The organism is Streptomyces sp. NPDC096132 (assembly GCF_044763345.1).
In the GTDB taxonomy this organism is placed as follows: Bacteria; Actinomycetota; Actinomycetes; order Streptomycetales; family Streptomycetaceae; genus Streptomyces.
The window spans coordinates 1-25313 of record NZ_JBIWGA010000012.1; the positions used below are offsets into that span (position 1 = coordinate 1).

Annotated in this window: 26 protein-coding genes; 16 read left to right on the forward strand and 10 right to left on the reverse strand. The window is 73.3% G+C overall.

All coding sequences use genetic code 11. The features are described 5' to 3' along the window. The 6 genes from ACIRF9_RS26785 to ACIRF9_RS26810 form a co-directional block, all read left to right on the forward strand. Window positions 1-735, forward strand: a 735-nt coding sequence (locus tag ACIRF9_RS26785; protein ID WP_403827161.1) for an alpha-glucosidase C-terminal domain-containing protein, incomplete at its 5' end; no start/stop codon positions are given. Between the two features lie 28 nt (window positions 736-763). Further along, on the forward strand, window positions 764-2125 hold the full coding sequence (locus ACIRF9_RS26790) for a maltokinase (protein WP_403827163.1): 1362 nt from the start codon (window positions 764-766) through the stop codon (window positions 2123-2125). A gap of 3 nt (window positions 2126-2128) precedes the next feature. Then, a complete protein-coding gene (gene glgB / locus ACIRF9_RS26795) occupies window positions 2129-4333 on the forward strand; it encodes a 1,4-alpha-glucan branching enzyme (protein ID WP_403827165.1) in 2205 nt (734 codons plus the stop codon). A gap of 61 nt (window positions 4334-4394) precedes the next feature. Beyond that, window positions 4395-5489 carry a glutamate--cysteine ligase gene (locus tag ACIRF9_RS26800; protein WP_403827167.1) on the forward strand — a complete coding sequence of 365 codons (1095 nt, stop codon included), beginning with the start codon at window positions 4395-4397 and terminating at the stop codon, window positions 5487-5489. Between the two features lie 164 nt (window positions 5490-5653). Further along, window positions 5654-7549, forward strand: a complete 1896-nt coding sequence (locus ACIRF9_RS26805) for an AMP-dependent synthetase/ligase (RefSeq protein ID WP_403827169.1) — start codon at window positions 5654-5656, stop codon at window positions 7547-7549. 214 nt (window positions 7550-7763) lie between these two features. Further along, window positions 7764-8198 carry an ATP-binding protein gene (locus tag ACIRF9_RS26810; protein ID WP_403827171.1) on the forward strand — a complete coding sequence of 145 codons (435 nt, stop codon included), beginning with the start codon at window positions 7764-7766 and terminating at the stop codon, window positions 8196-8198. On the opposite strand, the gene ACIRF9_RS26815 is transcribed toward ACIRF9_RS26810, so the two are convergent. Both ACIRF9_RS26815 and ACIRF9_RS26820 read right to left on the reverse strand, forming a co-directional pair. Then, the gene (locus tag ACIRF9_RS26815) at window positions 8143-8619 is read right to left on the reverse strand and encodes an ATP-binding protein (protein ID WP_403827173.1); all 477 of its coding nucleotides are present in this window, start codon (window positions 8617-8619) and stop codon (window positions 8143-8145) included. The genes ACIRF9_RS26810 and ACIRF9_RS26815 overlap by 56 nt on opposite strands. Window positions 8620-8641: 22 nt before the next feature. Then, window positions 8642-9013: a PRC-barrel domain containing protein gene (locus ACIRF9_RS26820; protein ID WP_403827175.1), complete on the reverse strand. Its 372-nt coding sequence runs from the start codon at window positions 9011-9013 to the stop codon at window positions 8642-8644. 267 nt (window positions 9014-9280) lie between these two features. Between ACIRF9_RS26820 and ACIRF9_RS26825 the strand changes: the two genes are divergently transcribed. Next, the gene (locus tag ACIRF9_RS26825; protein ID WP_403827177.1) at window positions 9281-9679 is read left to right on the forward strand and encodes an STAS domain-containing protein; all 399 of its coding nucleotides are present in this window, start codon (window positions 9281-9283) and stop codon (window positions 9677-9679) included. Between the two features lie 198 nt (window positions 9680-9877). Here ACIRF9_RS26825 and ACIRF9_RS26830 read toward each other — a convergent pair whose 3' ends face one another. Continuing rightward, window positions 9878-10351 (reverse strand): MarR family winged helix-turn-helix transcriptional regulator, encoded by a 474-nt coding sequence (locus ACIRF9_RS26830; protein ID WP_403827737.1) that lies wholly within the window; start codon window positions 10349-10351, stop codon window positions 9878-9880. 129 nt (window positions 10352-10480) lie between these two features. On the opposite strand from ACIRF9_RS26830, the gene ACIRF9_RS26835 reads away from it, so the two are divergent. The 6 genes from ACIRF9_RS26835 to ACIRF9_RS26860 all read left to right on the forward strand — a co-directional run bounded on the left by ACIRF9_RS26835 (window position 10481) and on the right by ACIRF9_RS26860 (window position 16299). After that, window positions 10481-11686, forward strand: a complete 1206-nt coding sequence (locus tag ACIRF9_RS26835) for a PP2C family protein-serine/threonine phosphatase (RefSeq protein ID WP_403827179.1) — start codon at window positions 10481-10483, stop codon at window positions 11684-11686. 108 nt (window positions 11687-11794) lie between these two features. Next, on the forward strand, window positions 11795-12694 hold the full coding sequence (locus ACIRF9_RS26840; protein ID WP_403827181.1) for an STAS domain-containing protein: 900 nt from the start codon (window positions 11795-11797) through the stop codon (window positions 12692-12694). Beyond that, entirely contained in the window at window positions 12691-13107 is a 417-nt protein-coding gene (locus ACIRF9_RS26845; RefSeq protein WP_403827183.1) for an STAS domain-containing protein, read from the forward strand. The genes ACIRF9_RS26840 and ACIRF9_RS26845 overlap by 4 nt, the downstream gene beginning before the upstream one ends. Further along, window positions 13104-13547, forward strand: a complete 444-nt coding sequence (locus tag ACIRF9_RS26850) for an anti-sigma regulatory factor (protein ID WP_403827185.1) — start codon at window positions 13104-13106, stop codon at window positions 13545-13547. The genes ACIRF9_RS26845 and ACIRF9_RS26850 overlap by 4 nt, the downstream gene beginning before the upstream one ends. Beyond that, on the forward strand, window positions 13547-14584 hold the full coding sequence (locus ACIRF9_RS26855; protein ID WP_403827187.1) for a SpoIIE family protein phosphatase: 1038 nt from the start codon (window positions 13547-13549) through the stop codon (window positions 14582-14584). The genes ACIRF9_RS26850 and ACIRF9_RS26855 overlap by 1 nt, the downstream gene beginning before the upstream one ends. Beyond that, window positions 14581-16299, forward strand: coding sequence for a PP2C family protein-serine/threonine phosphatase (locus ACIRF9_RS26860; protein WP_403827189.1), 1719 nt, complete (start codon window positions 14581-14583; stop codon window positions 16297-16299). Before ACIRF9_RS26855 ends, ACIRF9_RS26860 begins: the two co-directional genes overlap by 4 nt. Window positions 16300-16306: 7 nt before the next feature. Here ACIRF9_RS26860 and ACIRF9_RS26865 read toward each other — a convergent pair whose 3' ends face one another. Then, window positions 16307-16795 carry a MarR family winged helix-turn-helix transcriptional regulator gene (locus ACIRF9_RS26865; RefSeq protein ID WP_403827191.1) on the reverse strand — a complete coding sequence of 163 codons (489 nt, stop codon included), beginning with the start codon at window positions 16793-16795 and terminating at the stop codon, window positions 16307-16309. Between the two features lie 260 nt (window positions 16796-17055). On the opposite strand from ACIRF9_RS26865, the gene ACIRF9_RS26870 reads away from it, so the two are divergent. Further along, entirely contained in the window at window positions 17056-18441 is a 1386-nt protein-coding gene (locus ACIRF9_RS26870) for an NAD(P)/FAD-dependent oxidoreductase (protein ID WP_403827193.1), read from the forward strand. Between the two features lie 11 nt (window positions 18442-18452). Next, complete coding sequence (locus tag ACIRF9_RS26875; RefSeq protein ID WP_403827195.1) at window positions 18453-20663, forward strand: FUSC family protein; 2211 nt, start codon at window positions 18453-18455, stop codon at window positions 20661-20663. Window positions 20664-20666: 3 nt separating this feature from the next. Here ACIRF9_RS26875 and ACIRF9_RS26880 read toward each other — a convergent pair whose 3' ends face one another. From ACIRF9_RS26880 to ACIRF9_RS26905, 6 genes are all read right to left on the reverse strand, one after another. Next, a complete protein-coding gene (locus ACIRF9_RS26880) occupies window positions 20667-21098 on the reverse strand; it encodes a hypothetical protein (RefSeq protein WP_403827197.1) in 432 nt (143 codons plus the stop codon). A 28-nt stretch (window positions 21099-21126) separates the two neighbouring features. Beyond that, entirely contained in the window at window positions 21127-21963 is an 837-nt protein-coding gene (locus ACIRF9_RS26885) for a DUF1206 domain-containing protein (RefSeq protein ID WP_403827199.1), read from the reverse strand. An 85-nt stretch (window positions 21964-22048) separates the two neighbouring features. Continuing rightward, window positions 22049-22918: an ANTAR domain-containing protein gene (locus ACIRF9_RS26890; protein WP_403827201.1), complete on the reverse strand. Its 870-nt coding sequence runs from the start codon at window positions 22916-22918 to the stop codon at window positions 22049-22051. 70 nt (window positions 22919-22988) lie between these two features. Next, a complete protein-coding gene (locus ACIRF9_RS26895) occupies window positions 22989-23297 on the reverse strand; it encodes a DUF5133 domain-containing protein (protein ID WP_403827203.1) in 309 nt (102 codons plus the stop codon). Window positions 23298-23347: 50 nt separating this feature from the next. Beyond that, window positions 23348-24187, reverse strand: coding sequence for a SigB/SigF/SigG family RNA polymerase sigma factor (locus ACIRF9_RS26900; RefSeq protein WP_403827205.1), 840 nt, complete (start codon window positions 24185-24187; stop codon window positions 23348-23350). Window positions 24188-24398: 211 nt separating this feature from the next. Next, window positions 24399-24842, reverse strand: coding sequence for an ATP-binding protein (locus ACIRF9_RS26905; RefSeq protein ID WP_403827207.1), 444 nt, complete (start codon window positions 24840-24842; stop codon window positions 24399-24401). 235 nt (window positions 24843-25077) lie between these two features. Here ACIRF9_RS26905 and ACIRF9_RS26910 point away from each other — a divergent pair, with 235 nt between their 5' ends. Further along, on the forward strand, window positions 25078-25299 hold the full coding sequence (locus ACIRF9_RS26910; RefSeq protein WP_403827209.1) for a hypothetical protein: 222 nt from the start codon (window positions 25078-25080) through the stop codon (window positions 25297-25299). Window positions 25300-25313: the final 14 nt, after the last annotated feature.

The following is a 25313-nucleotide window of genomic DNA, read 5'->3' on the forward strand; positions in this document are numbered from 1 at the left end:
GAAATGGTGACGGACGAGGAACGCGACTACATGTACGCGGAATACGCGAAGGACCCGCGGATGCGCGCCAACATCGGCATCCGCCGCCGCCTCGCACCCCTCCTCGACAACGACCGCAACCAGATCGAGCTCTTCACCGCCCTGCTGCTGTCCCTGCCCGGCTCGCCGATCCTCTACTACGGCGACGAGATCGGCATGGGCGACAACATCTGGCTCGGCGACCGCGACGCCGTCCGCACCCCCATGCAGTGGACACCCGACCGCAACGCGGGCTTCTCGTCCTGTGACCCCGGGAGGCTGTTCCTGCCGACCATCATGGACCCCGTCTACGGCTACCAGGTCACCAACGTCGAGGCCTCGATGTCCGACCCGTCCTCGCTGCTGCACTGGACGCGCCGGATGATCGAGATCCGCAAACAGAACCCGGCCTTCGGCCTCGGCTCCTTCACCGAGCTGCAGTCCTCGAACCCCGCTGTTCTTGCGTTCCTGCGCGAAGCCCCCTCGACAGAGGATGGAGGGGACGACCTGGTGCTGTGCGTGCACAACTTCTCGCGCTTCGCCCAGCCCACCGAACTCGACCTGCGCCGCTTCGACGGACGTCATCCCGTCGAGCTCTTCGGCGGGGTGCGTTTTCCGGCCGTCGGTGAGCTGCCCTACCTGCTCACCCTCGCGGGCCACGGCTTCTACTGGTTCCGGCTCACCCGAGCCGCGGCCCGGGTCGGCCGACGCCGGTGAGCGTGCGCCGAGGAAAGGATGGGTCACCGTGATGAAGACCGCCTCTCTCAGACCGAGCACCCCGAGTGCCTTCCACTCCGGCGGGCCGCTCGTCGCGCTGCTGCGGGAGTGGCTGCCTCGGCAGCGCTGGTTCGCCGGGAAGGACCGGCCCCTCACCGATCTGCGCATGCTGTCGATGACGGAGCTGTATCCCGGCTGTCTCCATCTGCTCGTGCACGCCGGGCAGTCGGGGGTACCGACCCCCGGGGGCACTCCCCCGGCCGGCGACTGCTACCAGCTGCTGCTCGGTCTCCAGGAGCATCTGTCGCCGCGGCTGGGCCGGGCCCTGATCGGCCGGGTCGAGGAGGGCCCGCTGGCCGGGCTGACGGTCCATGACGCGTTGCAGGACCCGCGGTCGGCGCAACTGCTCCTGGAGCGGATGCGGCACCCGGGCACACTCGGTCCCCTGTGCTTCGAATCGGACCCGTCCGTCTCGCTGCCCGCCGGGCTCGCGCCCCGGCTGCTGGAGGCCGAGCAGTCCAACACCTCGCTGGTGTACGGCGACGCGTACATCCTGAAGATCTTCCGGCGCATCCAGCCCGGGGTGAACCCGGACCTGGAGGTGCCGGTGGCGCTGGCCGGGCAGGGGTGCGGGCGGGTCCCCGCGCCGGTGGCCTGGTTCCGGACCACGCACCCCCAGGAGGCCACGCTCGGTGTGCTGCAGCCGTTCCTGCCGGACGCCTCGGACGGCTGGACGCTGGCGTTGCAGGCGCTGGCCCGCGGCGAGGACTTCACCGCCGAGGCGCAGGAGCTGGGCCGGGCGACGGCCGACGTCCACCTGGCGCTGGCGGCGGCCCTCCCCGCCGGTCCGGACGCCGAGGACGGGCGTACGGCGGCGGCGATGACGGAACGGCTGGAGGCAGCCGCGCACCACGTGCCCGCGCTGCGGCCCTTCGTCCCGGGTCTCACCACCGCGTTCGCGGCGCTCGCGGTGTGCGACCAGGGTCCGCCCGCCCAGCGCATCCACGGCGACCTGCACCTGGGGCAGGTGCTGCGGGCCGGACGCGACTGGTTCGTCATCGACTTCGAGGGCGAACCGTCCCGTCCGCTGGCCGAGCGGCGGCTCGCCCACTCCCCGGTCCGGGACATCGCCGGCATGCTGCGCTCCTTCGACTACGCCGCCCGGCAGCGCCGCCCCTGGCGTCCGGAGTGGGCGCGCCGCTGCCGGGAGGCCTACTGCGCGGGGTACGCGACCCGGGCGGGCTGGGATCCGCGGAAGAAGCACGCGCTTCTGCGTGCCTACGAGACGGATCGCGCCGTTTACGAAGTGCTCTACGAGGCCCGCAACCGGCCCGACTGGCTACCTGTACCCATGGCGGCGATCGAACGACTCGCCGTCCGAGGAGGCTGACCCATGGCCCTGCGCGACACCGCCCTCCCCGAAGCGGCCGGTCCCCGGTCGCTCGCGGCGCCCGCGCTCGACCCCGCCGACCGCCGACGCCTGCTGTCGGGCGCCCATCACGACCCGCACGCCCTGCTGGGCGCGCGCCGGGTGCGGGAGGGCGTCCTCTTCCGGGCCCTGCGCCCCTTCGCCGACTCCGTGAGCGTGGTGGTCGACGGCGCGGCCACCCCGCTCGCCTCGGAGGAGGACGGCCTCTTCGCCGCCGTACTCCCGCTCGACGCGGTGCCCGCGTACACGCTGCTGGTGGCCTACGGCGACGACACGCACGCCGTGGAGGACCCGTACCGGTTCCTGCCGGCGCTCGGTGACCTCGATCTGCATCTCGTCCGGGAGGGCCGGCACGAGGAGCTGTGGAAGGCGCTGGGTGCCGAGCCGATGACCCACCAGGGGGTGACCGGCACCCGTTTCACGGTGTGGGCGCCGAACGCCCGGGGGGTGCGGGTCACGGGCGACTTCTGCTGCTGGGACGGGACCGCCTTCCCGATGCGGTCGCTCGGCGCGGCTGGGGTGTGGGAGCTGTTCCTGCCCGGCATCGGCGAGGGCACCCGCTACAAGTTCGAGATCACCTCCCGCCACGGCGACCGCTTCCTCAAGGCCGACCCGATGGCACGGTACGCGGAGGTCCCGCCGGACACGGCGTCGATCGTGCACACCTCGCGCCACAGGTGGCGTGACAAGAAGTGGATGACGCAGCGCGGCGCCCTTCCCGTGCACCGGGCGCCGTTCTCGGTGTACGAGGTCCATCTGCCCTCCTGGCGCCCCGGATCGACCTACCGTCAGCTGGCCAAGGAACTCCCCGCGTATGTGCAGGACCTCGGCTTCACCCACGTCGAGTTCATGCCGGTCGCCCATCATCCCTTCGCCGGTTCCTGGGGTTACCAGGTCACCGGTTTCTACGCGCCGTTCTCGCGGCTGGGTACGCCCGACGACTTCAAGTACCTGGTGGACGCCCTGCACCGGGCCGGCATCGGGGTGATCGTGGACTGGGTGCCGGCCCACTTCCCCAAGGACGACTGGGCGCTGGCCCGGTTCGACGGGGATCCGCTGTACGAACCCGGGGACGCGCGGCGGGCCGAGCACCCGGACTGGGGGACGTACGAGTTCGACTACGCGCGGACCGAGGTGCGCAACTTCCTCGTCGCCAACGCCACGTACTGGTGCGAGGAGTTCCACATCGACGGGCTGCGGGTGGACGCCGTCGCCTCGATGCTCTACCTCGACTACTCGCGGGACTCCGGGCAGTGGGAGCCGAACGTCTTCGGCGGGAACGAGGACCTGGCCGCCAAGGCGTTCCTGCAGGAGATGAACGCGACCGTGTACCGGCGCAACCCGGGTGTCATCACCATCGCGGAGGAGTCGACCGCGTGGGACGGGGTGACCCGGCCGACCGACAGCGGCGGTCTCGGCTTCGGGCTGAAGTGGAACATGGGCTGGATGCACGACTCGCTGCAGTACGTGTCGAAGGAGCCGGTGCACCGCAAGTACCACCACAACGAGATGACCTTCTCGATGGTGTACGCCTACAGCGAGAACTACGTCCTGCCGATCTCCCACGACGAGGTCGTGCACGGCAAGCAGGCGCTGGTCTCCAAGATGCCCGGCGACTGGTGGCAGCGCCGCGCCAACCACCGGGCGTACCTGGGGTTCATGTGGGCCCATCCCGGCAAGCAGCTGTTGTTCATGGGGCAGGAGTTCGCGCAGGGGGCCGAGTGGTCCGAGGCGCACGGTCCCGAGTGGTGGCTGCTCGATCCCGGGTACGCGTCCGCGGGTGATCACCGGGGGATGCGGGACCTGGTCCGGGACCTCAACACGCTGTACCGGGCGACCCCGGCCCTGTGGGAGCGCGACACCGACCCGGCCGGCTTCCGGTGGGTGCTCGGGGACGCCGCCGACGACAACGTCTTCGCCTTCCTGCGGTACGGCGCCGCCGGCTCCCCGCTGCTCGCGGTCAGCAACTTCTCGCCCGTCGTCCGCCACGACTATCTCCTCGCCGTCCCCGGCGACGCCCCGGTCTGGGAGGAGGTCCTCAACACCGACGCCGAACGGTACGGCGGCAGCGACGTCACGCATCCCGACCCGGTCAAGGCGGCGAACGGGGAGCTGACGCTCACCCTGCCGCCGCTGGCCACGGTGTGGCTGAGGCCGTCGTCCGTGTGAGAAGGCGCCTCCAGGGGCAGTCGGTTGCATACCATCCGGGCGCAGAGAAAGGCCGCATCGCGTGCGCACCGTCGGAGTGGAGGAGGAACTCCTCCTGGTCGATCCCGAGACCGGGGAGCCCAGGGCGCTGTCCGCCGCTGTTCTCGCCCGCGCCGCGCGGTGTGAGAAGGCGGAGCAGGAGCCCGTCTTCCAGAAGGAACTGCACAACCAGATGGTCGAGTTCGCCACTCATCCCCAGTCGGGGATGGGTGAGCTCGGCGAGGAGATCGTCCGGATCCGCGCGGAGGCGGCACAGCACGCCAAGGAGGCGGGGTGCGCCGTCGCCGCGCTCGCCACGTCCCCGCTGGCGGTGCGGCCGTCCGTCAGCATCGGCAGCCGCTACCGGTGGATGGCGGAGCAGTACCGCATCGCGACCCGGGAACAGATCGTGTGCGGCTGTCACGTGCATGTCTCCATCGGCTCCGACGAGGAGGGCGTCGCGGTCATCGACCGGATCCGGCCGTGGCTGTCGGTGCTGACGGCGCTGAGCGCCAACTCCCCCTTCTGGCAGGGCCGGGAGACGGGGTACAGCAGCTATCGCAGCCGGGTGTGGCTGCGCTGGCCGTCGGCCGGTCCGACCGAGCTGTTCGGGTCGGCCGAGCGGTACCACCGGCGGGTGGCGGACATGCTGGCCACGGGGACGATCCTCGACGAGAAGATGGTCTACTTCGACGCCCGGCTGTCCGCGCGCTGGCCCACGGTGGAGGTGCGGGTGTCGGACGTGTGTCTGCACGCGGACAACGCCGTGCTCGTGGCCACGCTGGCCCGCGGACTCGTCGAGACGGCCGCCCGCGCCTGGGAGGCGGGTACGGAGCCGGTGGACCACAGCGTCAGCACGCTGCGGCTGGCCGACTGGCGGGCCGCCCGCTCCGGGCTGACCGGGGACCTGGTCGACCCCGTGACCATGCGGAACGCGCCCGCCGAGACGGTCGTACGGGCTCTGCTGGAGCATGTCGAGGACGCGCTGGCGGACAGCGGAGACCTGGAGCGGGCCCGGGAGGCCTGCGCGGCACTGTTGCGGAACGGCAACGGGTCGCAGGTGCAGCGGGAGGTGTACGAGCGCACGGGCAACCTGCGCGAGGTGGTCACCACCTGCGTACGGCACACCCAGACCTGAGGCGTGGCTCATTTCCGTCCCGCCTCCCCGACACGGCCGAGATCATCAACGCTCATTACTTAATCCGTTCCCGGCCACAACCGGTCCCACCTGGGCTACATTCGCCAGCGTCGATAACAGTTCTCGTCGACGGGGTCACCCTTCGTACACGTCAGGAGCAGCGTATGCGCGACTTCGCTGTCGCTCCCCCAGCCGTTCCGCCCCTGACCGCAGGGCTCGCCGACAGCGTTTTCGAGACAGCGGCCCGTACCCCCACGCTGCCCGTGCTGGCCCGCCGTGCCCCCGGCTCCCCCACCTGGGAGGAGGTGACGGCCGTCGAGCTGCGCGACGAGGTGGTGGACCTGGCCAAGGGTTTCGTGGCGTCCGGGATATCCCCCGGTCACCGCGTCGCGATCATGGCGCGCACCCGCTACGAGTGGACCGTTCTCAGCTACGCGCTGTGGGCGGTGGGCGCCGAGGTGGTGCCCGTGTACCCGACGTCCTCGCGCGAACAGGTCGAGTGGATCCTGCGGGACTCGGCCTGTGTGGGCGTGGTCGTCGAGGACGAACAGAGCGTCATGACGGTGGGGTCGGTGTGCGCCACCCTGCCCATGCTCCGGCACGTCTGGCAGCTGGACACCGGGGCGCTGGAGGAGCTCGCGCAGCGCGGGGAGCTTATCCCGCTGACCACCGTGGACTCACTGCGCCGTATCGTGCTGCCCGACTCGACCGCGGTGATCGCGTACACCTCCGGCACCTCGGGCCGTCCCCTGGGCTGTGCGCTGAGCCACCGGAGCCTGGCCAGTCCCTGCGACACCCTGCTGGCCGGCTGGGGGCAGACGGCGGCGCCCGCGGGTGAGCAGGCCTCCGTCCTCGCGTTCCTGCCCTTCTCCCATGTGTACGGCCTGATGATCCAGGGGCTGTGCCTGCGCGGGGGCATCGTGATGGGCCACCAGCCCGAGCTGAGCGCGGCGGCGCTCTCCGAGGCACTGCAGTCCTTCCGGCCCACCTATCTGTACGCGGTCCCCTCGGTCTTCGAGAAGATCTACAAGAACTTCCTGCGGGCGGCCCAGGAGGCGGGCCGCGGGGCGCTGTTCGAGCGGGCCGCGGAGACCGCGCGGGACTTCGCGGCGGCCGTCGAGCGGCAGCGGCTGGGCCGCGGTTCGGGTCCCGGTTTCGATCTGCGGCTCCAGCACGCCCTGTTCGAGCGGACGGTGTACCGCAAGCTCCGCGCGGCGCTGGGCGGGCGTGTCCACCGCGCCACTTCGGGCGGTTCCCCGCTCCACCGCGACCTGTCCCTGTTCTACGAGGGCATCGGCGTGTACGTCCACGACGGCTACGGCCTGACGGAGACCAGCGGCGGGGTCACCATGCAGCCGCTGGGCCGGGAGAAGTCCGGGACCGTCGGGCAGGCCCTGCCGGGCACGGACATCCGGGTGGCGGACGACGGGGAGATCCTGGTGCGCGGCCCGTCGGTGTTCCAGGGCTACGTCAACGACGACGCCGCGACCCGGGCGGTGCTGCGGGGCGGCTGGCTGGCCACGGGAGACCTGGGCTTCCTGGACAACGACGGCTATCTCACCATCACGGGCCGCAAGAAGGACGTCATCATCACCAGCAGCGGCAAGAGTGTGGCACCGGCCGCGCTGGAGCAGCGGCTGCGGATGCATCCGCTCGTCCACCAGGCGGTGGTCGTGGGCGACAACCGGCCCTGCGTGGGCGCGCTGATCACCCTGGACCCCGAGTTCCTGGCGCACTGGCGCGGGAATCTGACGCTGCACGGCGACAGCCGCGAGGCACGCGAGGAGAACGCGCTGCGGGAGGAGATCGCCCGGGCGGTGGCCGCGGCCAACAGCACGGTGTCCCGCTCGGAGTCCATCCGCGCCTTCCGCATCCTGCCGCAGCCCTTCGACCAGACGAACGGTCTGCTGACCCCGTCGATGAAGCTGCGCCGCGACTCGATCGTGGCGCACTACGCGGCGGAGATCGAGGCGATGTACCAGGCGAGGGCGCGGCTGCCCCGGCAGAGCGCTCCGGAAGAGGTGCTGAGCTGGGACGACGCGGACGACGTGTTCCGCTGAGCCATGCCGTCGGTGCGGATCGACCGAGCGGGCCCGCGGTCCCCCGTGTCCGGCGTCGTCTTGTGGCCGGTGCGCGACGCGGAGTGATCGCGGGACGCTGGGGTGCGGGACGCGTAGGCCGGGCGGCGCCGGGAACCCAGTGAGTGGCGACGCGAAAGATCCGTACGAAGAAAGGACGTCGGTCCCGGCTCGCCACCGGGCCCGCACCCACGACATGGCGATCGAGCCGCGCGGCGACGACTCATCGGCCTCCCCGGCCGTCCGGGGCCGTACCGTACGTTTCGAGGGCGAACCGCACGACGTGACGGGGGCGCGGCTGGCCGCGGAGGAGTTCCTCGACGAGCTCGCCCTGGCCGCACCGCCCTCGGCGCCGGAGTGCTGGCACGACATCGTGCTGATCGTCACGGAACTGGCCTCCAACGCCGTCCAGTACGCGCCCGGCCCCTTCGAGCTGGGCCTGCGTCCCACCTTCGACGGCGTGCACGTCACGCTGCACGACACCAGCGGCGTCGTGCCGTCCCCGCGGCCCTTCCGGCCCGACAGCGGGGGCGGCGGCATCGGCTGGTATCTGATCCAGACGCTGTGCACCCAGGTCAGCGTGGTGCCGGACGCGGCGGGGAAGCAGGTTCACGTCTTCCTGCCGTGGTGAGGCGCAGCGGTACCAGCACACGGATCGTCTTCCCGCCGGCCGGGCGCGCCTCGATGGCGATCTCGTGGCTGAGCCGGACGATCAGGGGCCAGCCGTAGCCGCTGACACGGTGGCCCGCGGGCAGTTCCCCGGCGTCGTGGGCGACGGCGGGCAGCGCGTCGCTGTGGTCGTGCACGCGGAGCCGGACGCCGTCGGGCACGGGCGTCACCTCGAATCCGGCCAGGCCGCCGCCGTGCCGGATCGCGTTGGTCACCAGTTCCGAGACGACCAGCAGCAGGTCGATGACGTCCCGCTCGCGCACCGGACGCCCGCGGTCGCCCCAGTGGGCGTCGACCACCGCGCGCGCGTGGGCGCGGGCCGACGCGGCGCTCGTCACCGGCACGACCGCCGGCTGCGTCGGGGCGAGTTCGTCCCCCCTCACGTCGGACAGCCTCTTGAGCCGGTCAACGCGGCTCCGTGCCGGAGGAGCCGAGCCGCTCGTAGTACGCGCCGACCTCGGCCAGGTACCGGCGGTCCGTGGTCTCGCCGTCGGTGCGGAACCGGGGCGCTTCCCGGACCCGGTCGCCGGTGCAGGACAGGGAAACCGTGCGGGCCGTACGGTCGATGCCCGTCACCAGGCCCACGGGGACGACCACGCTCCTGCCGAAGAGCCAGACCCCGGTGTCGACCACCACATGCCGCAGGCCGTGGGGCGCGGCCTCGCGCTCGACGTGCCCGATGGCGCCGTCGGCCGCGACGACCGTCCAGTCCGTCAGGTCCTCCCCCTCCTCATGACCGCTCCGCATCGCGTACGACCAGATTCCGTCGATGGTCACGCCGCTCCCTTCTCACGCTCCATGCCACCGGCTACCCGGCCGTCGCGTCCGCATACCGGGGCGGCCGGCGAGGGCCGCGGGAGCGCCGTCACAGGCCCGCCGGTGATCGCGGCCGTGGGCATGAGGGGCGGGTTCCGGGGTATTCGCTGGGCGCGGCGAAAAGGCCGCGGCCCGCCGGAGGAATCCGTCCCACCCGTTGCCCCCGTCCTCGCCGCGCGGCCGTCCGCCGGGGCAACCGGCCCTGACCGTCAGCTTTCGGAGGTACTCGTGTCCACCGCCCAGAACCCCCTTTCCGTCGAGGTCGACGTGGTCCGCGAGGACATCGCCCTGGTCACGGTCGAAGGCCATCTGGACCTCGACACCGCGACCGAGTTCCAGGCCCAGCTGGCGAACCAGCTCCACCACGGCCGACGGCACTTCCTGCTCGACCTCTCGGCCGTCCCGTTCATGGACTCGTCCGGGATGAACATCATCCTGCGCGTGTACCAGGAGGCCCGCGGGCTGCCGGGCAGCGTCCACGTCATCGATCCGACGCCCGCCGTACGGCGGGTGCTGGACCTGACCGGGGTCAGCCTCACGGTGCCGGTCTCGGACAAGGTGGACGACGCCCTGGCGCTCATCGACCGGGGTGAGGAGGGGGCGGAGGAGGCGGACCAGGGGGCCTGATCCGCCGGGCGGCGCCGAACACCCGTGAAACGCGCAGGTGTGCGACCACCTCGGAGCAACAGTTGCCATTTGACAACTATGAGCGTGAGGCAACAAAGTGTGCGGGGCAGTCACGCGGGAGGGATCACGGATGTGCCGGTGGGCGAGGACGACCACCCGTGGCGCGCCGCGGCGGCCCGCACCGGGTGCCGGAGATCCTCAGGCCGTGGCCGCGTCGACGGAACCGGTCTCGTGGATCTGCGCGGCCGCGGCGGCGCAGAAGGCCTCGAGGCCCCGCAGCAGCGCACCGCGCTCCGCGGCCGGCATCTGCTCCAGCACGGCCTGCAGCGCGCTCTCGCGGCGCGCGCGCAGGTCGCTGAGGAAGGCACGGCCGCGCCGGCTCAGGAACAGCTGGAGCTCGCGGCGGCTGTTCTCGGCGGCCCTGCGCTCGACGAAGCCCACGGCCTGCAGCCGGTCGCACAGCCTGCTGGTGGACGGCGGTGTCGAGCCCAGGTGGTCGGCGAGTGTCCGCAGATTGATGCCTTCGTTGTGCTCCAGGATGAACAGCACGCGCAACTGGGAGGCGGAGACCGGGGCGGTGGAGGCTCGGCCCCACAGGACCTCCAGCAGCTCCGCCGCCTCCGAGGTCACCCGCGCGACCTCATGGGGCCGCGGGCGCGAGGAGGGGGACATCACGGACCCACTCTCGCAGGCTTCGCCGACGCTGTCAGCTCGCCCCCTGCCGCCCGCGCCCGAGCGGCGGCCCGTGGAGCGGGCGGCCGCGGCCGCATCGCCCTGTCCCGACCCCTCCCGGAGAAAGGCGTGACCGACATCGTGAACCGGCTCGTGACCACCGGGCGCGCCCTGCGCTCCGCGGCCGCGCACGAGGTGCCCGAGGCCCTGCACGAGGTGCTGTGCGCCCACTACGCGGCCGAGACGGCCGAGTTGAGCCTCGCCGACTACGGCGCGGCCGTCCTGCTGCCCGTCTCCCCCGCGCCGCACGGCACCGGACCCGAGCCCGTCCCCGTACACGCCGGTGCTCCCGGACGGGCCTACGGCGCCCAGGAGCCGTACGTCGAGCGGCTCGACGGCGGCCGGGTGCGCGCGCATCTGCCCGTCACCGTGCGCGGCGACCGGCTGGGCGTGCTGTCCGTCACCCTGCCCGCCGACGCGGCGGACGCCGCGCGGCTCGCCGAACTCGCCGAGGTGGCACGGCTCCTGGGCCACGAGCTGCTGGTCGCGGAGCGCGACACCGACCGCTATCTCCAGGCCCGCCGCACGGACCGGCTGACGCTCGCGGCGGAGATGCAGTGGCAGCTCCTCCCGGCGCGTTCCTGCGCCCGGGACGTGTACGCGCTGGGCGCCCAGCTGGAACCCGCCTACGCGATCCACGGCGACAACTTCGACTGGTCGGCCTCCGCGGACCATCTCATGGTGTACGTCACCAACGGCATGGGCGAGGGCATCGAGGCGTCCCTGCTCACCAGCCTCGGCATCAACGCGCTGCGCAACGCCCGCCGCGCGGGCATCCCGATCGCGGACCAGGCGGCCCTGGCCGACCAGGCGATCCACGCCCACTACCGGGGCGAGGCGCATCTGTCCGTCCTGCTGGTGGACATCGAGCTGTCCACGGGCCGGATGCGGGTCGTCGACGCGGGGTCGCCACGGATGCTGCTGCTGCGCGACCGGGTACTGGCCGCCGTGGACCTGGAGGCGCAGCTGCCGCTCGGCATGTTCGAGGAAACGGACTACGTCGCCCAGGAGTTCACCCTGCTCCCCGGGGACCGGCTGCTGTTCGTCAGCGACGGGGTCCACGCGGTGCCCGGGCCCGGCGGCGAGATCTACGGCGAGCGCGCGCTGGCCCGGGCGGTGAACTCCGCCGCGCTGCTGCCTGCGGCGGAGGTGCCGGCCGCGGTCCTGCGCGAACTCTCGCGCCACCGCGGCAGACCCGAGCCGGACGACGACGCGCTGGTGGTGTGTCTCGACTGGTTCGGCAGGCCCCCCGCGTCCCCGTCCGAGGCCCCCTGACGCCGGGGCCGACGCCTGGTTAGGGTTGTCGCCCGGCAAGGGTCACCAGGCGGTCCCGTCGCCCCCGGCGGGACCGCGGCTGCACAACGCACCGAGGAGTGAAGCAGGTTGCCGGAGCACCACACGGCCGCACAGCACAGGGCACCCGAGGACGAGGTCGGGGCGTTCCTGCGCCGACGGCAGGAGCAGCTCGCCCAGCGGTGGGCCGACGAGCCCCTGTTCCGCTCGGTGTTCACCGTGTCCCGGGACGAGGCGGTGGAGGCGGGGCGGGTCGTGGTCGACGCCCTCGCCCAAGTGGCCGCGACGGAACGGGTGGAGGACCCGGAGAGTGCCGGGTTCACCCTGGTGCGCGAGCAGTTGGCCCGGATGGCGGCGGCGCGCGCCCGCGTCGGTCTCACCCCGTCCCAGGTGTCGACCGAGGTGGACGCGCTGCGCGCCCCCGCCGTGAACCTTCTGGTCGCGGACCTGCCGGACGCGCCCGCGGACCGGGTGCGGGAGTGCACGACCGCGCTGACCGTCCTGATGGGCACCCTGCGACTGGTCGTGCTGGGGACGGCGCTCAACGAGGGCGAGGCGCTCATCGACCGGCAGCGGCTGCAGCTGCTGGAGGTCGCCACGCCGGTCATCCGGCTCTGGGACGGGATCGTCGCGGTGCCGCTGATCGGGACGCTGGACAGCGCCCGCAGCCAGGTCGTCATGGAGACGCTGCTGAACTCCGTCGTGGACGAGCAGGCCCGGTTCGCGATCCTGGACATCACCGGGGTGCCGACGGTGGACTCCCTGGTCGCCCAGCACCTGATGAAGACCGTGGCGGCCGTCCGGCTCATGGGCGCGGAGTGCGTCGTCTCGGGTATCCGGCCCGCCATCGCGCAGACCATCGTGCACCTCGGTCTGGATCTGGGCACGGTGCTCACCCGGGCGAGCCTGGCCGACGCCCTCGGGTACGCCCTGCACCGGCTGGGCGCGGACATCGTGCAGTCGACGCCCGGTGGTGCGGGTCCGCGGTGAACGACGACTTCCCCCGCGCCGCCACGGCCTCCGTACCGGTGCTCAGACTGGGCGACGTCCTGCTGGTCACCCTCCAGGGCGATCTGCAGGACGGGATGGCCGCGCGGCTCCAGCAGGACATCGCGGAGGCGATCGTCCGCAGCCGGGTGGCCGGCGTGGTCATCGACATCTCGGGGGTCGAGATCGTCGACTCCTTCCTCGGCCGGGTCCTGGCCGAGATCGCGGCGCACGCGCGGCTGCTGGCCGCGCAGACCGTGGTGGCCGGCATGCGGCCCGCGGTCGCCCTCACGCTGGTGGAACTGGGGCTGACCCTGCCGGGCCTGCGGACCGCGCTCAGCGCCGAGGCGGCCCTGGAGCTGCTCGGCCGGGCGGACGCGGTCCGGTCCGGCGGCCCGCACCGGGACCCGCGGTGAGCGCCGCCGCCGCGGGCGTCGAGGCCCGGCTGCCCATCCGCTCCGACCTGGACCTGGTCTGGGTCCGCCAGCATGTCCGTCAGTCGGCCGCCACGCTCGGATTCGGTCTGGTGGACCAGACCAAACTGGTCACCGCGGCCAGCGAACTGGCCCGCAACACCCTGGTGTACGGCGGGGGCGGCGAGATGGAGTCGGCCCGGGTCGCCGACGCGCGGCGGGAGGGGCTGCGGCTGACGTTCTCGGACCGCGGGCCGGGCATCCCCGACCTGGAGCAGGCGCTCAGCGACGGGTACACCTCCGGCGACGGGCTGGGCCTGGGGCTGGGCGGGGCGCGACGGCTGGTCCACGAGTTCGCCATCGACAGCACGCCCGGCGTCGGGACCACCGTCACGGTGATCTCGTGGACGGCCCGGACGCCACGGCAGCGCGGGGGGTCGTGATGGCACGCGTCTGGGACGTCCCGGTGCACGACTCGACGCGGGTGCGCGACGCCCGGGTGGCCGCGGAGGGCGCGGCGGCGCTGGCCGGTCTGGACGAGTCGCGCACCGCGGCCGCCGCCCTGGTGGCGACGGAACTGGCCACCAACCTGCTCAAGCACGCGGGCGGGGGCCGGCTCCTCGTGGAGGTGGTGGCGCCGCCCACCGGGCACGACGGGGCCGTGGTGGCGCAGATCGCCGCGGTCGACCACGGTCCGGGCATCGCGGACGTGCCGGCCGCCCTCGTGGACGGGTTCTCCACGACCGGCTCGCTCGGCGCCGGGCTCGGCACCTGCCGCCGGCTGGCCGACGACTTCGGCGTGCACGGCGCGCCCGGCCGCGGCACGGTGGCACTCGCCCGGATCGGCGCCGTACCGAAGGCGCCCGCCGTCGGCGCGCGGGCCGGCGGGATCAATGTGCCGTTCGCGGGCGCGGAGTACTCCGGGGACCTGTGGACCTGTGTCCGCGCGGCCGGCCGGCTCACCCTGATGCTGGCCGACGGGCTGGGCCACGGCCCCGAGGCCGCCCGCGCCTCGACGGCGGCGGCCGGGGAGCTGCGCCGCAGCGCCCATCTGTCCCCCGCCGATCTCCTGCGCCGCCTCGACGGGGCACTGCGCGGCACCCGGGGCGCGGCGGTCGCGGTGGCGCAGCTCGACCCGCGGGCCGCGTGCCTGCGGTTCGCCGGGATCGGCAACATAGGGGCCCGGCTGTACGAGGGCGGCGGCTGGCGGCCGTTGCTGTCCCGGCCGGGCATCGTCGGTGTGCACCGGCCCGCGACGGTGCCGCAGACCGAGCTGCCCTGGGCGGCGGACCGGCTGCTGGTCCTGCACACCGACGGGCTGCCCAGCCGCTGGGTGCCGCCCTCCGGCCCCGGTCTGCTGACCGCCGACCCCGCCGTCACCGCGGCCGTCACCGTGCGCGACGCCGGCAGTTCCGCGCGTCCGGTGCGCGACGACACCGCGGTGGCCGTCCTGTCCCCCGACCCGCCGGACCTTCCATGACGCGCAGCTGGCAGATCACCACCGTCACCGACGCGGCCCGCGCCCGGATCGCCACCGCCCGGCTGGCGGCCGCGTACGGTGTGCCGCCCCTGGAGCGCACCCGCCTCGCGGCCGCGCTGAGCGGGCGGCTGCGGCAGTGTCTGACCAAGGGCGGCGACTGGCGGCTCACGGTGCGGGCGGCCGACGGGCTGCTCGGCCTCGAGGTGCTGCCGGCCTCCGGCGCCGAGGAGCCCGCGTGGCGGACGTCGGCGCCCTGCCCGGAGCCGTCGGAGGCCGCCGTCTGCGCCGACGTGGCGGACGACGCGACGCTGCTCGCGGAGGCACTGCTGGGCGCCGACGAGGACACCTCGCTCGTCCTGGAGAGGCTCGCCGAGCAGGAGGAGCTGGTCGACTTCCACCGCGAGGAGCTGCACCAGACCAACCAGGGCGTGCTGGCGCTGCACGCGGAGCTGGACGCCGCCGGGCGGGCCCAGCGCGAGGCGTTCTCGGCGGAACGCACGGCCCGCCGGGAGGCGGAGAGCGCGCGGCGCCGGCTGACCTTCCTGGCGGACGCCAGCGCCGCGCTGACGGCGTCCCTCAACCAGGAGCAGATCGTGCGCCGGCTGCCCGAGCTGCTGGTCCCCGAGTACGCCCGGACGGTCGACGTCTGGCTGTTCGACGCCGAGGACGACCGGCAGCGGCCCACCGCGCACCCGGCGGCGGCCGTGCTCGCCGCCCGTACCGGACGGCCCCAGTACGCCTCGCCCCGCCCCGGCGGGCTGCCGGGCATCGACGACCATCCGCCGTCCGCGCTGGATCCCGCCCGGCCGCTGCTGTGCGTGCCGCTGGCGACCCGGCGCGCGCCGCTGGGCGTGCTGACCCTGACCCCGCCCGGTGAGCGCTGGGACGCGGACGACGCGGTCATGCTGGTGGAGCTCACCCGGCGGGCGAGCACCGCCCTGGACCACGCGCGCCGCTTCGAGCACAACCGGGACATCGCCGAGACGCTCCAGCGCGCCCTGCTGACCGATCTGCCCAGCACGCCGGGTCTGCGGCTGGCCGCCCGCTATCTGCCCGCCACCTACGGGCTCAACGTCGGCGGCGACTGGTACGACGCGTTCCGCCAGCCCGACGGCAGTCTCATCGTCGTCATCGGGGACGTCACCGGGCACGGGCTGCACGCGGCCGTGATGATGAGCCAGTTGCGCACCGCGCTGCGCGCCTACGCCGTCGACGGGGGCAGCCCCGGGCAGCTGCTGACCCGGCTGCACCTCTTCCTCCACCATCTGCAGCCCGATCTGTACGCGACCGCCGTGATCGCCCGCTTCCAGCCCGGCGAGCCGTCACTGACCTGGGCGGCCGCGGGGCATCCGCCTCCGGTGCTGCGCGGTCCGGACGGGCGGGTGCGCACGCTCGACGCCAAGCCCGGGGCGATGCTGGGCATCCCGCTGAAGCAGGAGATCGCCGACCACACGGTCCCGCTCGCGCCCGGTTCGACGCTGGCGCTGTACACGGACGGGCTGGTCGAGCGCCGCGCCCAGGGGATAGACCCGGGTATCGCACGGCTCGCGGCGGCGCTCGGCGCGTTCCGTACGACGGAACTGGACCGGGATCTGGACGGGTCCGCGGAGCGCATCCTGGATCCGATGCTGAGCGACTCGGAGCGCGACGACGACGTCTGTCTGCTGCTGTGCCACCTCGGCGGCACCGCCTCCGGGGCGGCCGGGGACCTCTGAGGGGGCGTCAGCCGTCCTCGGCCTCCGGCCGCCGCCGGCCCTGCGCCGTGTGCGACCGGTGGAAGGCGTACAGCCCCTGTTCCAGAGCCGTGCGCTGGGCCGGGGTCATGCCGGCGAACACGGCCGCGAGGCGGCGCACCCGCCGCTCGGTGACGTCCGCGAGGACCCGCCGTCCGTACGCGGTGACCACGAGCTGCACCTCGCGCCGGTTGCGTGGCTGCACGGTCCGCTCCAGCAGGCCCGCGGCCTCCAGCCGGTCGCAGAGGCGGCTGGCCGTGGGCACGCCGATGCCGAGGTGCTCGGCCAGCGCCGTCAGATTGAGCTCCGGTCTGCGCCGGACCGTCCTGAGCGCGAGCAGCTGCCGGGCCGGCAGCCGGGGCGCGGCCTCCTCGGCCGCCGCGAACCAGCAGGCCACCAGGGACTCCACCGCGTCGACGACGTGCCGCGCCGCCGCCTCCCGCACCCCCCGGTCGTCGGAGCCCTCCGCGCACACCACGTCAGTCCCCTCCGGCCACCGCATGTGTCATGTACGTCGGCCTACCCGAAGGTCCGGGACGTACACGACCCTTCCCAAAGGTCCCGGGCGTACACGACGCTTGCGCGGGGTACGACGGGAGCCTCAGGAGAAACGTTCGTCTGCATGCCTCGCCCGGCTGGCGCAACCGGTCCGGGCGCGGTGGGATCGATGAGGTGCGAAGCGCTCGCGGGAGGGCACGCGCATGACGTCGGGCAGACCGCCTGGAGCCGCAGAAAGGGATGGACACCGTGACACGACCCAGGATCCTGGTGGTGGGCGCGGGCTTCGCCGGAGTGGGATGCGTTCGACGTCTGGAACGCAAGCTCGCCGACTCGGAAGCCGAGATCACTCTGGTGACGCCGTTCGCCTACCAGCTCTATCTGCCGCTGCTGCCGCAGGTCGCCTCCGGGGTGCTGACGCCCCAGTCGATCGCCCTGTCACTGCGCCGCAGCAAGAAGTACCGCACCCGGATCATCCCGGGCGGCGCCATCGGCGTCGACCTGAAGTCGAAGGTCTGCGTCGTCCGCACCATCACCGACGAGATCGTGAACGTGCCGTACGACTACATCGTGCTGGCTCCCGGCAGCGTGACCCGTACCTTCGACATCCCGGGGCTGACCGACCACGCCTTCGGGATGAAGTCGCTGGCCGAGGCCGCGTACGTCCGCGACCACGTCATCACCCAGCTCGACCTCGCCGACGCCAGTCACGACCCCGACGAGCGGGCCTCCCGGCTGCAGTTCGTGGTGGTGGGCGGCGGTTACGCGGGCACCGAGACCGCCGCCTGTCTGCAGATGCTCACGCACAACGCGGTCAAGCGGTATCCCAGGCTGGATCCGAACCTCATCAAGTGGCATCTCATCGACATCGCGCCCAAGTTGATGCCGGAGCTCGGCGACAAGCTGGGCCACAGCGCCCAGGAGGTGCTGCGCAAGAGGGGCATCGACATCTCGCTGGGGGTGTCCATCGCCAAGGCAGGACCGGAGGAGGTCACCTTCACCGACGGACGGGTGGTCCCCACCCGCACGCTGATCTGGACGGCCGGGGTGGTGGCGAGCCCGCTGATCGCCACGCTCGGCGCGGAGACCGTGCGCGGGCGGCTCGCCGTCACCTCGAACATGGACCTGCCGGGCCACGACGGCGTGTTCGCGCTGGGCGACGCGGCCGCCGTTCCGGACGAGGCGAAGGCCGCGAAGGGTGAGGAGGGCGCGGTCTGCCCGCCGACCGCGCAGCACGCCATGCGGCAGGGCAGGGTCGTCGCCGACAACGTCATCGCCAAGCTGCGCGGGCAGCCGATGCGGCCGTACGTGCACAAGGACCTCGGTCTCGTCGTGGACCTCGGTGGCACCGACGCCGTGTCCAAGCCGCTCGGCATCGAGCTGCGGGGGCTGCCCGCGCAGGTCGTGGCGCGCGGCTACCACTGGTCGGCGCTGCGCACGGGCGTGGCCAAGGCGCGTGTCCTGACGAACTGGACGCTGAACGCCGTGGCGGGCGACGATTTCGTCCGCACCGGGTTCCAGGCGCGCCGGGCCGCCAAGCTGAAGGACTTCGAGTACACCGACAGCTATCTGACACCCGAGCAGGTGCGGGCGCACGTCGAGGGCACGGACTCCGGGTCCGGGTGACGGGAGCGGGGGTGAGCGCGGCGGCACGGTGGCGGGACCGGGTCGCCGCGTCCGATCCCGGACTGCTGCGGCTGGCCGCGGGACTGCGGACGGTGGCCGCCATCTCGCTCACGCTGGCCGTGCTCTCGCTGCTGGGGGCGGACGTCCAGCACCTGGTCGCGGGGGCCATCGCGGCGATGGTCGCCACGTTCGCCATCCGGGAGAAGCAGCGCCCGCAGCAGGCGGTCACCCTGGCGCTGGGGCTGCCGGTGGCGCTCGCGTCGGTGTCGCTGGCCGCGGTGCTCGCCTCCCGGCAGGTGGCCGGCGACGTCTTCTTCGTCGTGCTCATCTTCTGCGCGGTGTACGGCCGCCGGTTCGGCGACCGGGGCACCGCGCTGGGGCTGATCGGCTTCCAGGTCTACTTCCTGGCCCTGTTCGTGGGTGTCACGACGGAGGACCTGGCGGGGTTCTGCGGGGTGATCGTCCTCGCGTTCGGGTGCGGGGCGGTGGCGCGGTTCGTGCTGGTGCCGCAGACCCCGGCGGGGATCCTGGAGCGGCTGCGGCAGGCGTTCCGGGCCCGGCTGGCGCAGCTGATCGACGCCCAGCTGGAGTTGCTGGACGCCGGCCCTGACGACGTGGACAAGGCGCTGGAGCATCTGCGGGAGGGCACCGCGCGGCTGCACGAGACGGCCATGATGATCCAGGGCCGGCTGGAGGAGGGCACCTCGGACGAGGCGGTGGCCCGGCTGGTGCAGCGCCGGATCGCCGACGCGGAGATCACCGCCGAGCGCCTCGGTCTGCTGCTGCTGACCGCGCGCAGCGCCGAGCGGGCCGACACGCTGACCCTGCATCTGCCGGGTGCGCCGGTGCCGGAAGGAGGTCAGCTGCCCGTGCGGGACGAGGCGCTCGACGTCCTGCGCCGGGATCTGACCGCCCTGCAACTGCTCGTACGGCATCCCGAGGCGGAGGGGGCGGGCACGGCGCAGGTGCGCAACCGGCTGCTCGCGTACCGGGACGAGGAGAACCTGCCGAAGGCGTCGCCGGCCGTGCAGGACGTCTTCCGGGGTCTGGGTGAGGCGGCGCGGTCCGTGCTGGGGCTGCGGATCGCGCTGGACGGGCCGCTGGACGAGTCCGACGACAGTCCCGAGACGGCCCGCTCCCGGGAGGAGCTGGACGCGGAGGACGCGGCCATCGGCGCCGAACAGGAGGAGGCCGAGACGGGGCTGCGGCGGCCGACCACGCGGGCCGCCGTGCAGGTCGCCGTCGGCTCGTCGCTGGCGATGGTGGGGGGCGAGCTGCTCTCCTCGCACCGCTGGTACTGGGCGGTGCTGACCTGCTGGATCGTGTTCCTGAACACGGCGTCCACCGGGGAGATCCTGGTCAAGGGCTACCGCCGGCTGCTGGGGACCGTGCTCGGGGTGGTCGCGGGCATCGCGCTCGCGGGGGTCGTCGGCCATCACACGTGGACGGCGTTCGCGGTGGTGCTGCTGTGCGTGTTCGCGATGTTCTACACCGCGCCGCTGTCGTACACGCTGTCGTCGTTCTTCGTCACGGCGGCGCTGGGGGTGCTGTACACGCTGCTGCACACCTACAGCCTGTCGGTGCTGGTGCTGCGGATCGAGGAGACGGCGCTGGGGGCGGTCTGCGGGGCGCTCGCGGCGGCGCTGGTGCTGCCGGTGCGCACGGACCGGCGGACGAACGAGCTGCTGACGACCGTGCTGGACCGGCTGACGGACGTCACCTCGGCCGCCGTCGACCAGCTCAGCGGCGGGCCGCCGGCGGATCTGCTGGACCGGGCGCGCGACCTGGACCAGGCGCTGGCGGACCTGCGGGCGGCCACCCAGCCGCTGACGCATCCCGTGACGCCGCTGCGGACCCGGCGGGACACGGCCCGGTACGTGGTCGCGCTGCTCGAGACCTGCGCGTACCACGCCCGGTCGCTGGCGGCGACGGCGGAGCTGCTGCCCTCGCATCCGTCGATCGCGGCGGATCCCCGGCTGCGCGGCGTCGGGCAGCGGATCCTGCACAACATCGGCGCGATCGCCGCCCGGGTCGCGGGGGAGCCCGCCACGGCCGAGGTGCTCAGCGGACCGAGCATCGCCTCGCTGCTGAAGCCGGGCGAGTACGGCACACCGCGCTACGGGCGGGTCACCGACCGGGTGCTGCGGCATCTCCAGCGGCTGGACGAGGCGGTGCTGGGGCTGGCGCGGCCGCTCGGCGTGAAGGTGGCCCGCGCGGCGTGACGGTCAGAAGTCGGTGGGCAGGTCGCTGGCGGCGGCGATGCCGCGCAACTCCTCGGTGTCGCTCTGCCGCTGCCGGATGCAGCCGGCGATCTCGGCGAGGCGGGTGGGGTCCTTCGCGGTGGCCGCGTCGGTGACGACCCGGACCGGGCCCGTGCCGTCGACGTGTATCTCGACGAGCTGGTTGTCCAGGCGGCCGGTGAGGGCGGTGGCGATGACCAGGGCGGCCTCGTCCCGGATCTCCTGGGGCAGGTCGTCGCCGTCGTCCGGGTCCAGGGCGAAGTCGAGACTTTCAGGTGGCTGCTCGTCGAGGGCACGCAGCGCGGGGGCCACGACCTTCATCAGCAGCCGGTAGTCCTCGCTGTCCATGCGGACGCGCAGGAGGTCGAGGTACATGTCGACGGGCCGTCCGTCCGGCGGGAACTCGGATTCGTTCATGTGCTCCGGGTTCCCAGTCGGCCGAAGGTCAGACGTCGCGCCAGCGCGCCATCGCGAAGGAGAACAGTCCGAACAGGACGAGACCGGCCGCGACGCAGGCCAGCAGCCCCGGTCCGACGGGCGTGTGGGCGAACGAGCGGAGCGTGTCGTCGAGCCCCTTGGCGTGGCCGGGGTCGTAGTCGGCGGCGGCGCGTACGGCGAAGGCGCCCGCGGCGGCGAACACCAGGCCGCGCGCCGCGCCGCCGCCCACGCCGGTGACGTCCACCAGCCGCCGGGTGCGCGGGGACATCTCGCCCAACCGCAGTCGGTCGTGGTAGGCCCGGGTGACGGCCCGGCCGCCGATCCACACCCCGGCGACGACGATCCCGGCGCCGGCCACGCCCACGATCCACTGACCCGCGGGCACGTCGAGCAGTCGGGCGGTGACGTCCTTGGACTGCTCGTCGCTGGAGCCGCCCCCGTCTCCCGAGCCCGCGGCGAGTGACAGGACGGAGTAGGCGACGAAGGCGTAGAACACGCACCGGGCGAGGGCCGGCAGCCGCTTCTTCGCGGTGCGTCCCGCCGGTCCGGCCGCGCCGAAGGCGGCCTCGGACAGCCGCCACAGGGCCATCCCGGCCAGGCCGATGCCCAGCGCCCACAGCACCACGGCGCCGAACGGCCGCTGCGCGATCTCGCCGAGGGCCCCCTGCCGGTCGGCCTGGCGGCTCCGCTCCCCGAAGGCGATCTGCAGGGCCAGCACCCCGACGAGCAGATAGATCACGCCCCGGGCGACGAACCCGGCCCGCGCGGCCCCCTTCACCACGGATCCCCGCGCGGCCCGCTCGGCCTCGATCCTGCCGTCGTGCGCCAGAGCACTCGTGTTCATGCCGTCCTCCCCTACTAGCCCTCGTGACCGCGACTGCCCCGGGGACGGCCAGCCACCCGCCGCCGGGGGGCGGACCGGCCGTCTCTCACGTCCTGCCGTGCCGTGCCGTCCCGCTTTCCAGCCGGCCCAGGGCGTGCAGGTGCTCCAGGGCGTCCAGGAGGACCGTGCGCTCGTGCCAGGCCAGCCAGCGGCCAGCTTCCGCGCCGAGCGCGTCGAGGGTCCTGAGCTGGGAGGCCTCCAGGGTGTCCAGGCGGTGGTCGGCGTGGGCCGAGACCATGCCGACGCAGGCGCCGGACGACGCGGTCAGCGGCACGCTGTGGCAGGCCCTGCTTCCGGCGGCGAGGATGGCCTCCCGGGCCGGTTCGGTGAACACCGGGTCCTCCTCCACGTCCCGCACGGTGACCTGGGCGACGTCGCGGGCGGCCTTCGCGCAGGCCGTGCCCTCCTCGCCGACGTGCGCGAAGAAGTCGAGGAACTCCTCCGTCAGCCCGGTGTGCCGCTCGATCCGCAGGCCTCCGGCGACGCGGTCGACGGTCTGTACATTGCCCATGTCGGTGCCGACCACGGTGAGCGTGCGGTTCAGTACGGCGCCCAGCACCGCGCCCCGGCTGCGGCCGCCCGGCGGGTCCTGCGGCATGAAGCCGAGCGCCGGCTCGGGGTGGCGGACCCGCCGGGGGAACCACAGTGCCGTCCGGTCGTCCGGCCGCGGGGTGGTCACGAGCACCGCGGCGAGCGTGCGCATCTTGACGTTGAACCGCTGCGAGGTCCGCCGCATGAGCGTGAACGCGCCGTCCGAGTCGGGCAGCGCGTACCGCTCCTGCAGCATGCCCTGGGCCTGCGCGATCAGCGGGTGGGCGCGGACCCGGGCGCGCAGTGCGCGCACCTCGGCGCGCAGCCGCAGCACCTCGTCGCGCTCCGGGTCCTCGTCCGCCGTTCGTGGTGCGGCCGCGGTCATCGAACCTCCGTCCGGTCGGCGTGGCACAACCGCGCACACGCGGCTGCTGTGACTCGCCTGCCCCGGCCGCTCACGCATACACGTGCGGACCCTCGTCCCGGTACGGACACGGGGCTACATCGCCGGCCATGTCCCGTGCCGGGGCAGTGGTCACGGCCACCGCCACCTCCGCGGCCATCGCCACATCTGCGGCCTCGGCCGCGGTGAGCCAGCCCCTCGCCGCCTCCAGGGCAGGCCCCACGTCCCGTGTTCCGGTGGAGACGCACAGGGTGTACGCGAGATCCTGTGCCCGTGCCCGTGCCTCGGGGGTGCCGGGGGCCGTCAGCGTCTCGTACTCCTCGACGAGGGCGCGCAGCACGGCGGGGTGGGGCCTCAGCATGGGTCTCTTCCTCTCCCTGGTCCTGGTCCTGGTCCGGATCGGTACGTCGTTCATGCGTCGCCGTCGTGCCGATGTCCCAGGGCCTCCTGGCGCACCCGCTCGCAGCTGCGGCTGATGAGCCGGGAGACGTGCATCTGGGAGATGCCCAGCCGGTCGGCGATCCGGCTCTGCGTCATGTCCTCGAAGAAGCGCATGTAGAGGATGGCGCGTTCGCGTTCCGGGAGGCTGCGCAGGCTTTCCTTGGCGGACTCCCGGTCGATGACGGTGTCGTACGAGGCGTCCGGGCCGCCGAGGGTGTCGGCGAGGCTGTAGCCGTCGTCGCCGGTGGGGAGCTCGGCGTCCAGCGACAGCGTGCTGAAGCTCTCCAGGGCCTCCAGGCCGGCGCCGACCTCCTCCTCGGTGAGGCCCGTGTGGGCGGCGAGGTCGGCGACCGAGGGCTCACGGGAGCCCGGGTTCTGGGTGAGGTCCCGGCGGGCGAGCCGCACCTTGTTGCGCAGTTCCTGGACCCGGCGGGGCACGCGCAGGGCCCACATGCGGTCCCGGAAGTGGCGCTTGATCTCGCCGGTGATGGTGGGCACGGCGTAGCTCTCGAAGGCGCCGCGCTCGGGGTCGAAGCGGTCGACGGCCTTGACCAGGCCGAGCGCGGCCACCTGACGGAGGTCCTCGACGGCCTCGCCACGGTCGCGGAACCGGCTGGCGATCCGGTGGGCCATGGGCAGCCAGGCCGTGACGATCTCGTCGCGCACGGCGTCCCGCTCGGGACCGTCCTCCAGGCTGTTCAGCCGCTCGAACCGGCGCGCGGTGTCGGGGGCGTCGTCGTGGGTCCGCCGGGTCTGCGCGGCGGAGCGGGCGGATGCTGCGGGACGGCTTGTCGACATGTCGATGAGCATGCGGAATCGCTCCTGAACGGTCGTCTCAAGGATTGACCACGGGAGGGCCGCTGCCGTCCGGGGCGGTGGGAGCGCCCCGGAGCGGACACACCACTCCCGTCGGCGCGCCTCCGGTCCGAAGCACGAACCTCCGTCTGCCCTGCACCCGGAGGAACAAACTCCGCCCGGGGAAAGGCGTCGCGGTCCGGCTCGGCGGAGCGCGGAGGGAAGTTCAGAACACGGGGACGACGGCGGTGATGCGCTTGCCGCCGGAGGGCAGGTCGGACACCCTCACGTCCCGGGACAGCCGGCACACGATCGGCCAGCCCCGGCCGCCGGTGCGATGTCGCCCGTGTTCGTCGACCGGTTCGGCGGCCACCGGCATCCGGTCGCTGCGGTCGCTCACGGAGACCCGTACGGCCCGCCCGTGGACGTCCACGTCGTACGCGGTGACCCCGCCCCCGTGGAGGATGGCGTTGGTCGTGAGTTCCGAGGCGACCAGCAGCGCGTCGGACAGGGCCTCCTCGTCGTACGGACAGCCGGTGGCGCCACACCGTCCGGCCACCGCCCGCCATACGGCCCTGCGGACGTCGGCGGGCCGGCAGGGCCCCGGTGGCGCGCACGGGTCGGGCCCGGTCGGTGCGTCCGCGCGGTCGGTCGAGTGGTTGACACGCATCCTTTCGCTCCCCTGGCAGTTCCCGTCTGGGTGGTTGAGGTGAGGGCACGGTGAGCGGGCCGGATCGTCGGTCCACGGTCCTGCGGCCGTCTCCGCGCCCGCCGCCGCTCCCCCGCCCGGCGCTCTCTCCCCCGCCGGGCGGCACGGTCCTCTTCTGTTCGGCTGGCCGCCCGCGCCGACGTCAAACCTGCCGGGCGGGAGTCGTCGGCCGGCCCGGCAGGGGTACCCGTGGGGCATGACCGATGTCGTGGACTCGGACGAACTGTTGCGCCGCATCCAGCGCGCCAGGGCCTGCGCGCGGGACGAGCTGCGGACCTGGCGGGCCCGGAGCGGGGACCTGGAGCGGGCCGATCCCGACGCGGCGCGCGAGGCGCGGATGCGGGGACTGGCGTACGAGGCGGTGCTCAGGGTTCTGGACGAGATAGTGACGCCCGGCCGGCACCCCGTGGAGCACTGAGCACCCGGTGGAGT

Excerpts from the sequence above, each read along its gene's own strand:
- ACIRF9_RS26910 (WP_403827209.1), top strand. The coding sequence starts at position 25,078 with ATGACCGATGTCGTGGACTCGGACGAACTGTTGCGCCGCATCCAGCGC.
- ACIRF9_RS26885 (WP_403827199.1), bottom strand. The coding sequence starts at position 21,963 with ATGAACACGAGTGCTCTGGCGCACGACGGCAGGATCGAGGCCGAGCGG.
- ACIRF9_RS26805 (WP_403827169.1), top strand. The coding sequence starts at position 5,654 with ATGCGCGACTTCGCTGTCGCTCCCCCAGCCGTTCCGCCCCTGACCGCA.
- ACIRF9_RS26830 (WP_403827737.1), bottom strand. The coding sequence starts at position 10,351 with ATGTCCCCCTCCTCGCGCCCGCGGCCCCATGAGGTCGCGCGGGTGACC.
- ACIRF9_RS26900 (WP_403827205.1), bottom strand. The coding sequence starts at position 24,187 with ATGCTCATCGACATGTCGACAAGCCGTCCCGCAGCATCCGCCCGCTCC.
- ACIRF9_RS26890 (WP_403827201.1), bottom strand. The coding sequence starts at position 22,918 with ATGACCGCGGCCGCACCACGAACGGCGGACGAGGACCCGGAGCGCGAC.
- ACIRF9_RS26895 (WP_403827203.1), bottom strand. The coding sequence starts at position 23,297 with ATGCTGAGGCCCCACCCCGCCGTGCTGCGCGCCCTCGTCGAGGAGTAC.
- ACIRF9_RS26905 (WP_403827207.1), bottom strand. The coding sequence starts at position 24,842 with ATGCGTGTCAACCACTCGACCGACCGCGCGGACGCACCGACCGGGCCC.
- ACIRF9_RS26855 (WP_403827187.1), top strand. The coding sequence starts at position 13,547 with ATGGCACGCGTCTGGGACGTCCCGGTGCACGACTCGACGCGGGTGCGC.
- ACIRF9_RS26810 (WP_403827171.1), top strand. The coding sequence starts at position 7,764 with ATGGCGATCGAGCCGCGCGGCGACGACTCATCGGCCTCCCCGGCCGTC.
- ACIRF9_RS26870 (WP_403827193.1), top strand. The coding sequence starts at position 17,056 with ATGGACACCGTGACACGACCCAGGATCCTGGTGGTGGGCGCGGGCTTC.
- glgB (WP_403827165.1), top strand. The coding sequence starts at position 2,129 with ATGGCCCTGCGCGACACCGCCCTCCCCGAAGCGGCCGGTCCCCGGTCG.
- ACIRF9_RS26860 (WP_403827189.1), top strand. The coding sequence starts at position 14,581 with ATGACGCGCAGCTGGCAGATCACCACCGTCACCGACGCGGCCCGCGCC.
- ACIRF9_RS26880 (WP_403827197.1), bottom strand. The coding sequence starts at position 21,098 with ATGAACGAATCCGAGTTCCCGCCGGACGGACGGCCCGTCGACATGTAC.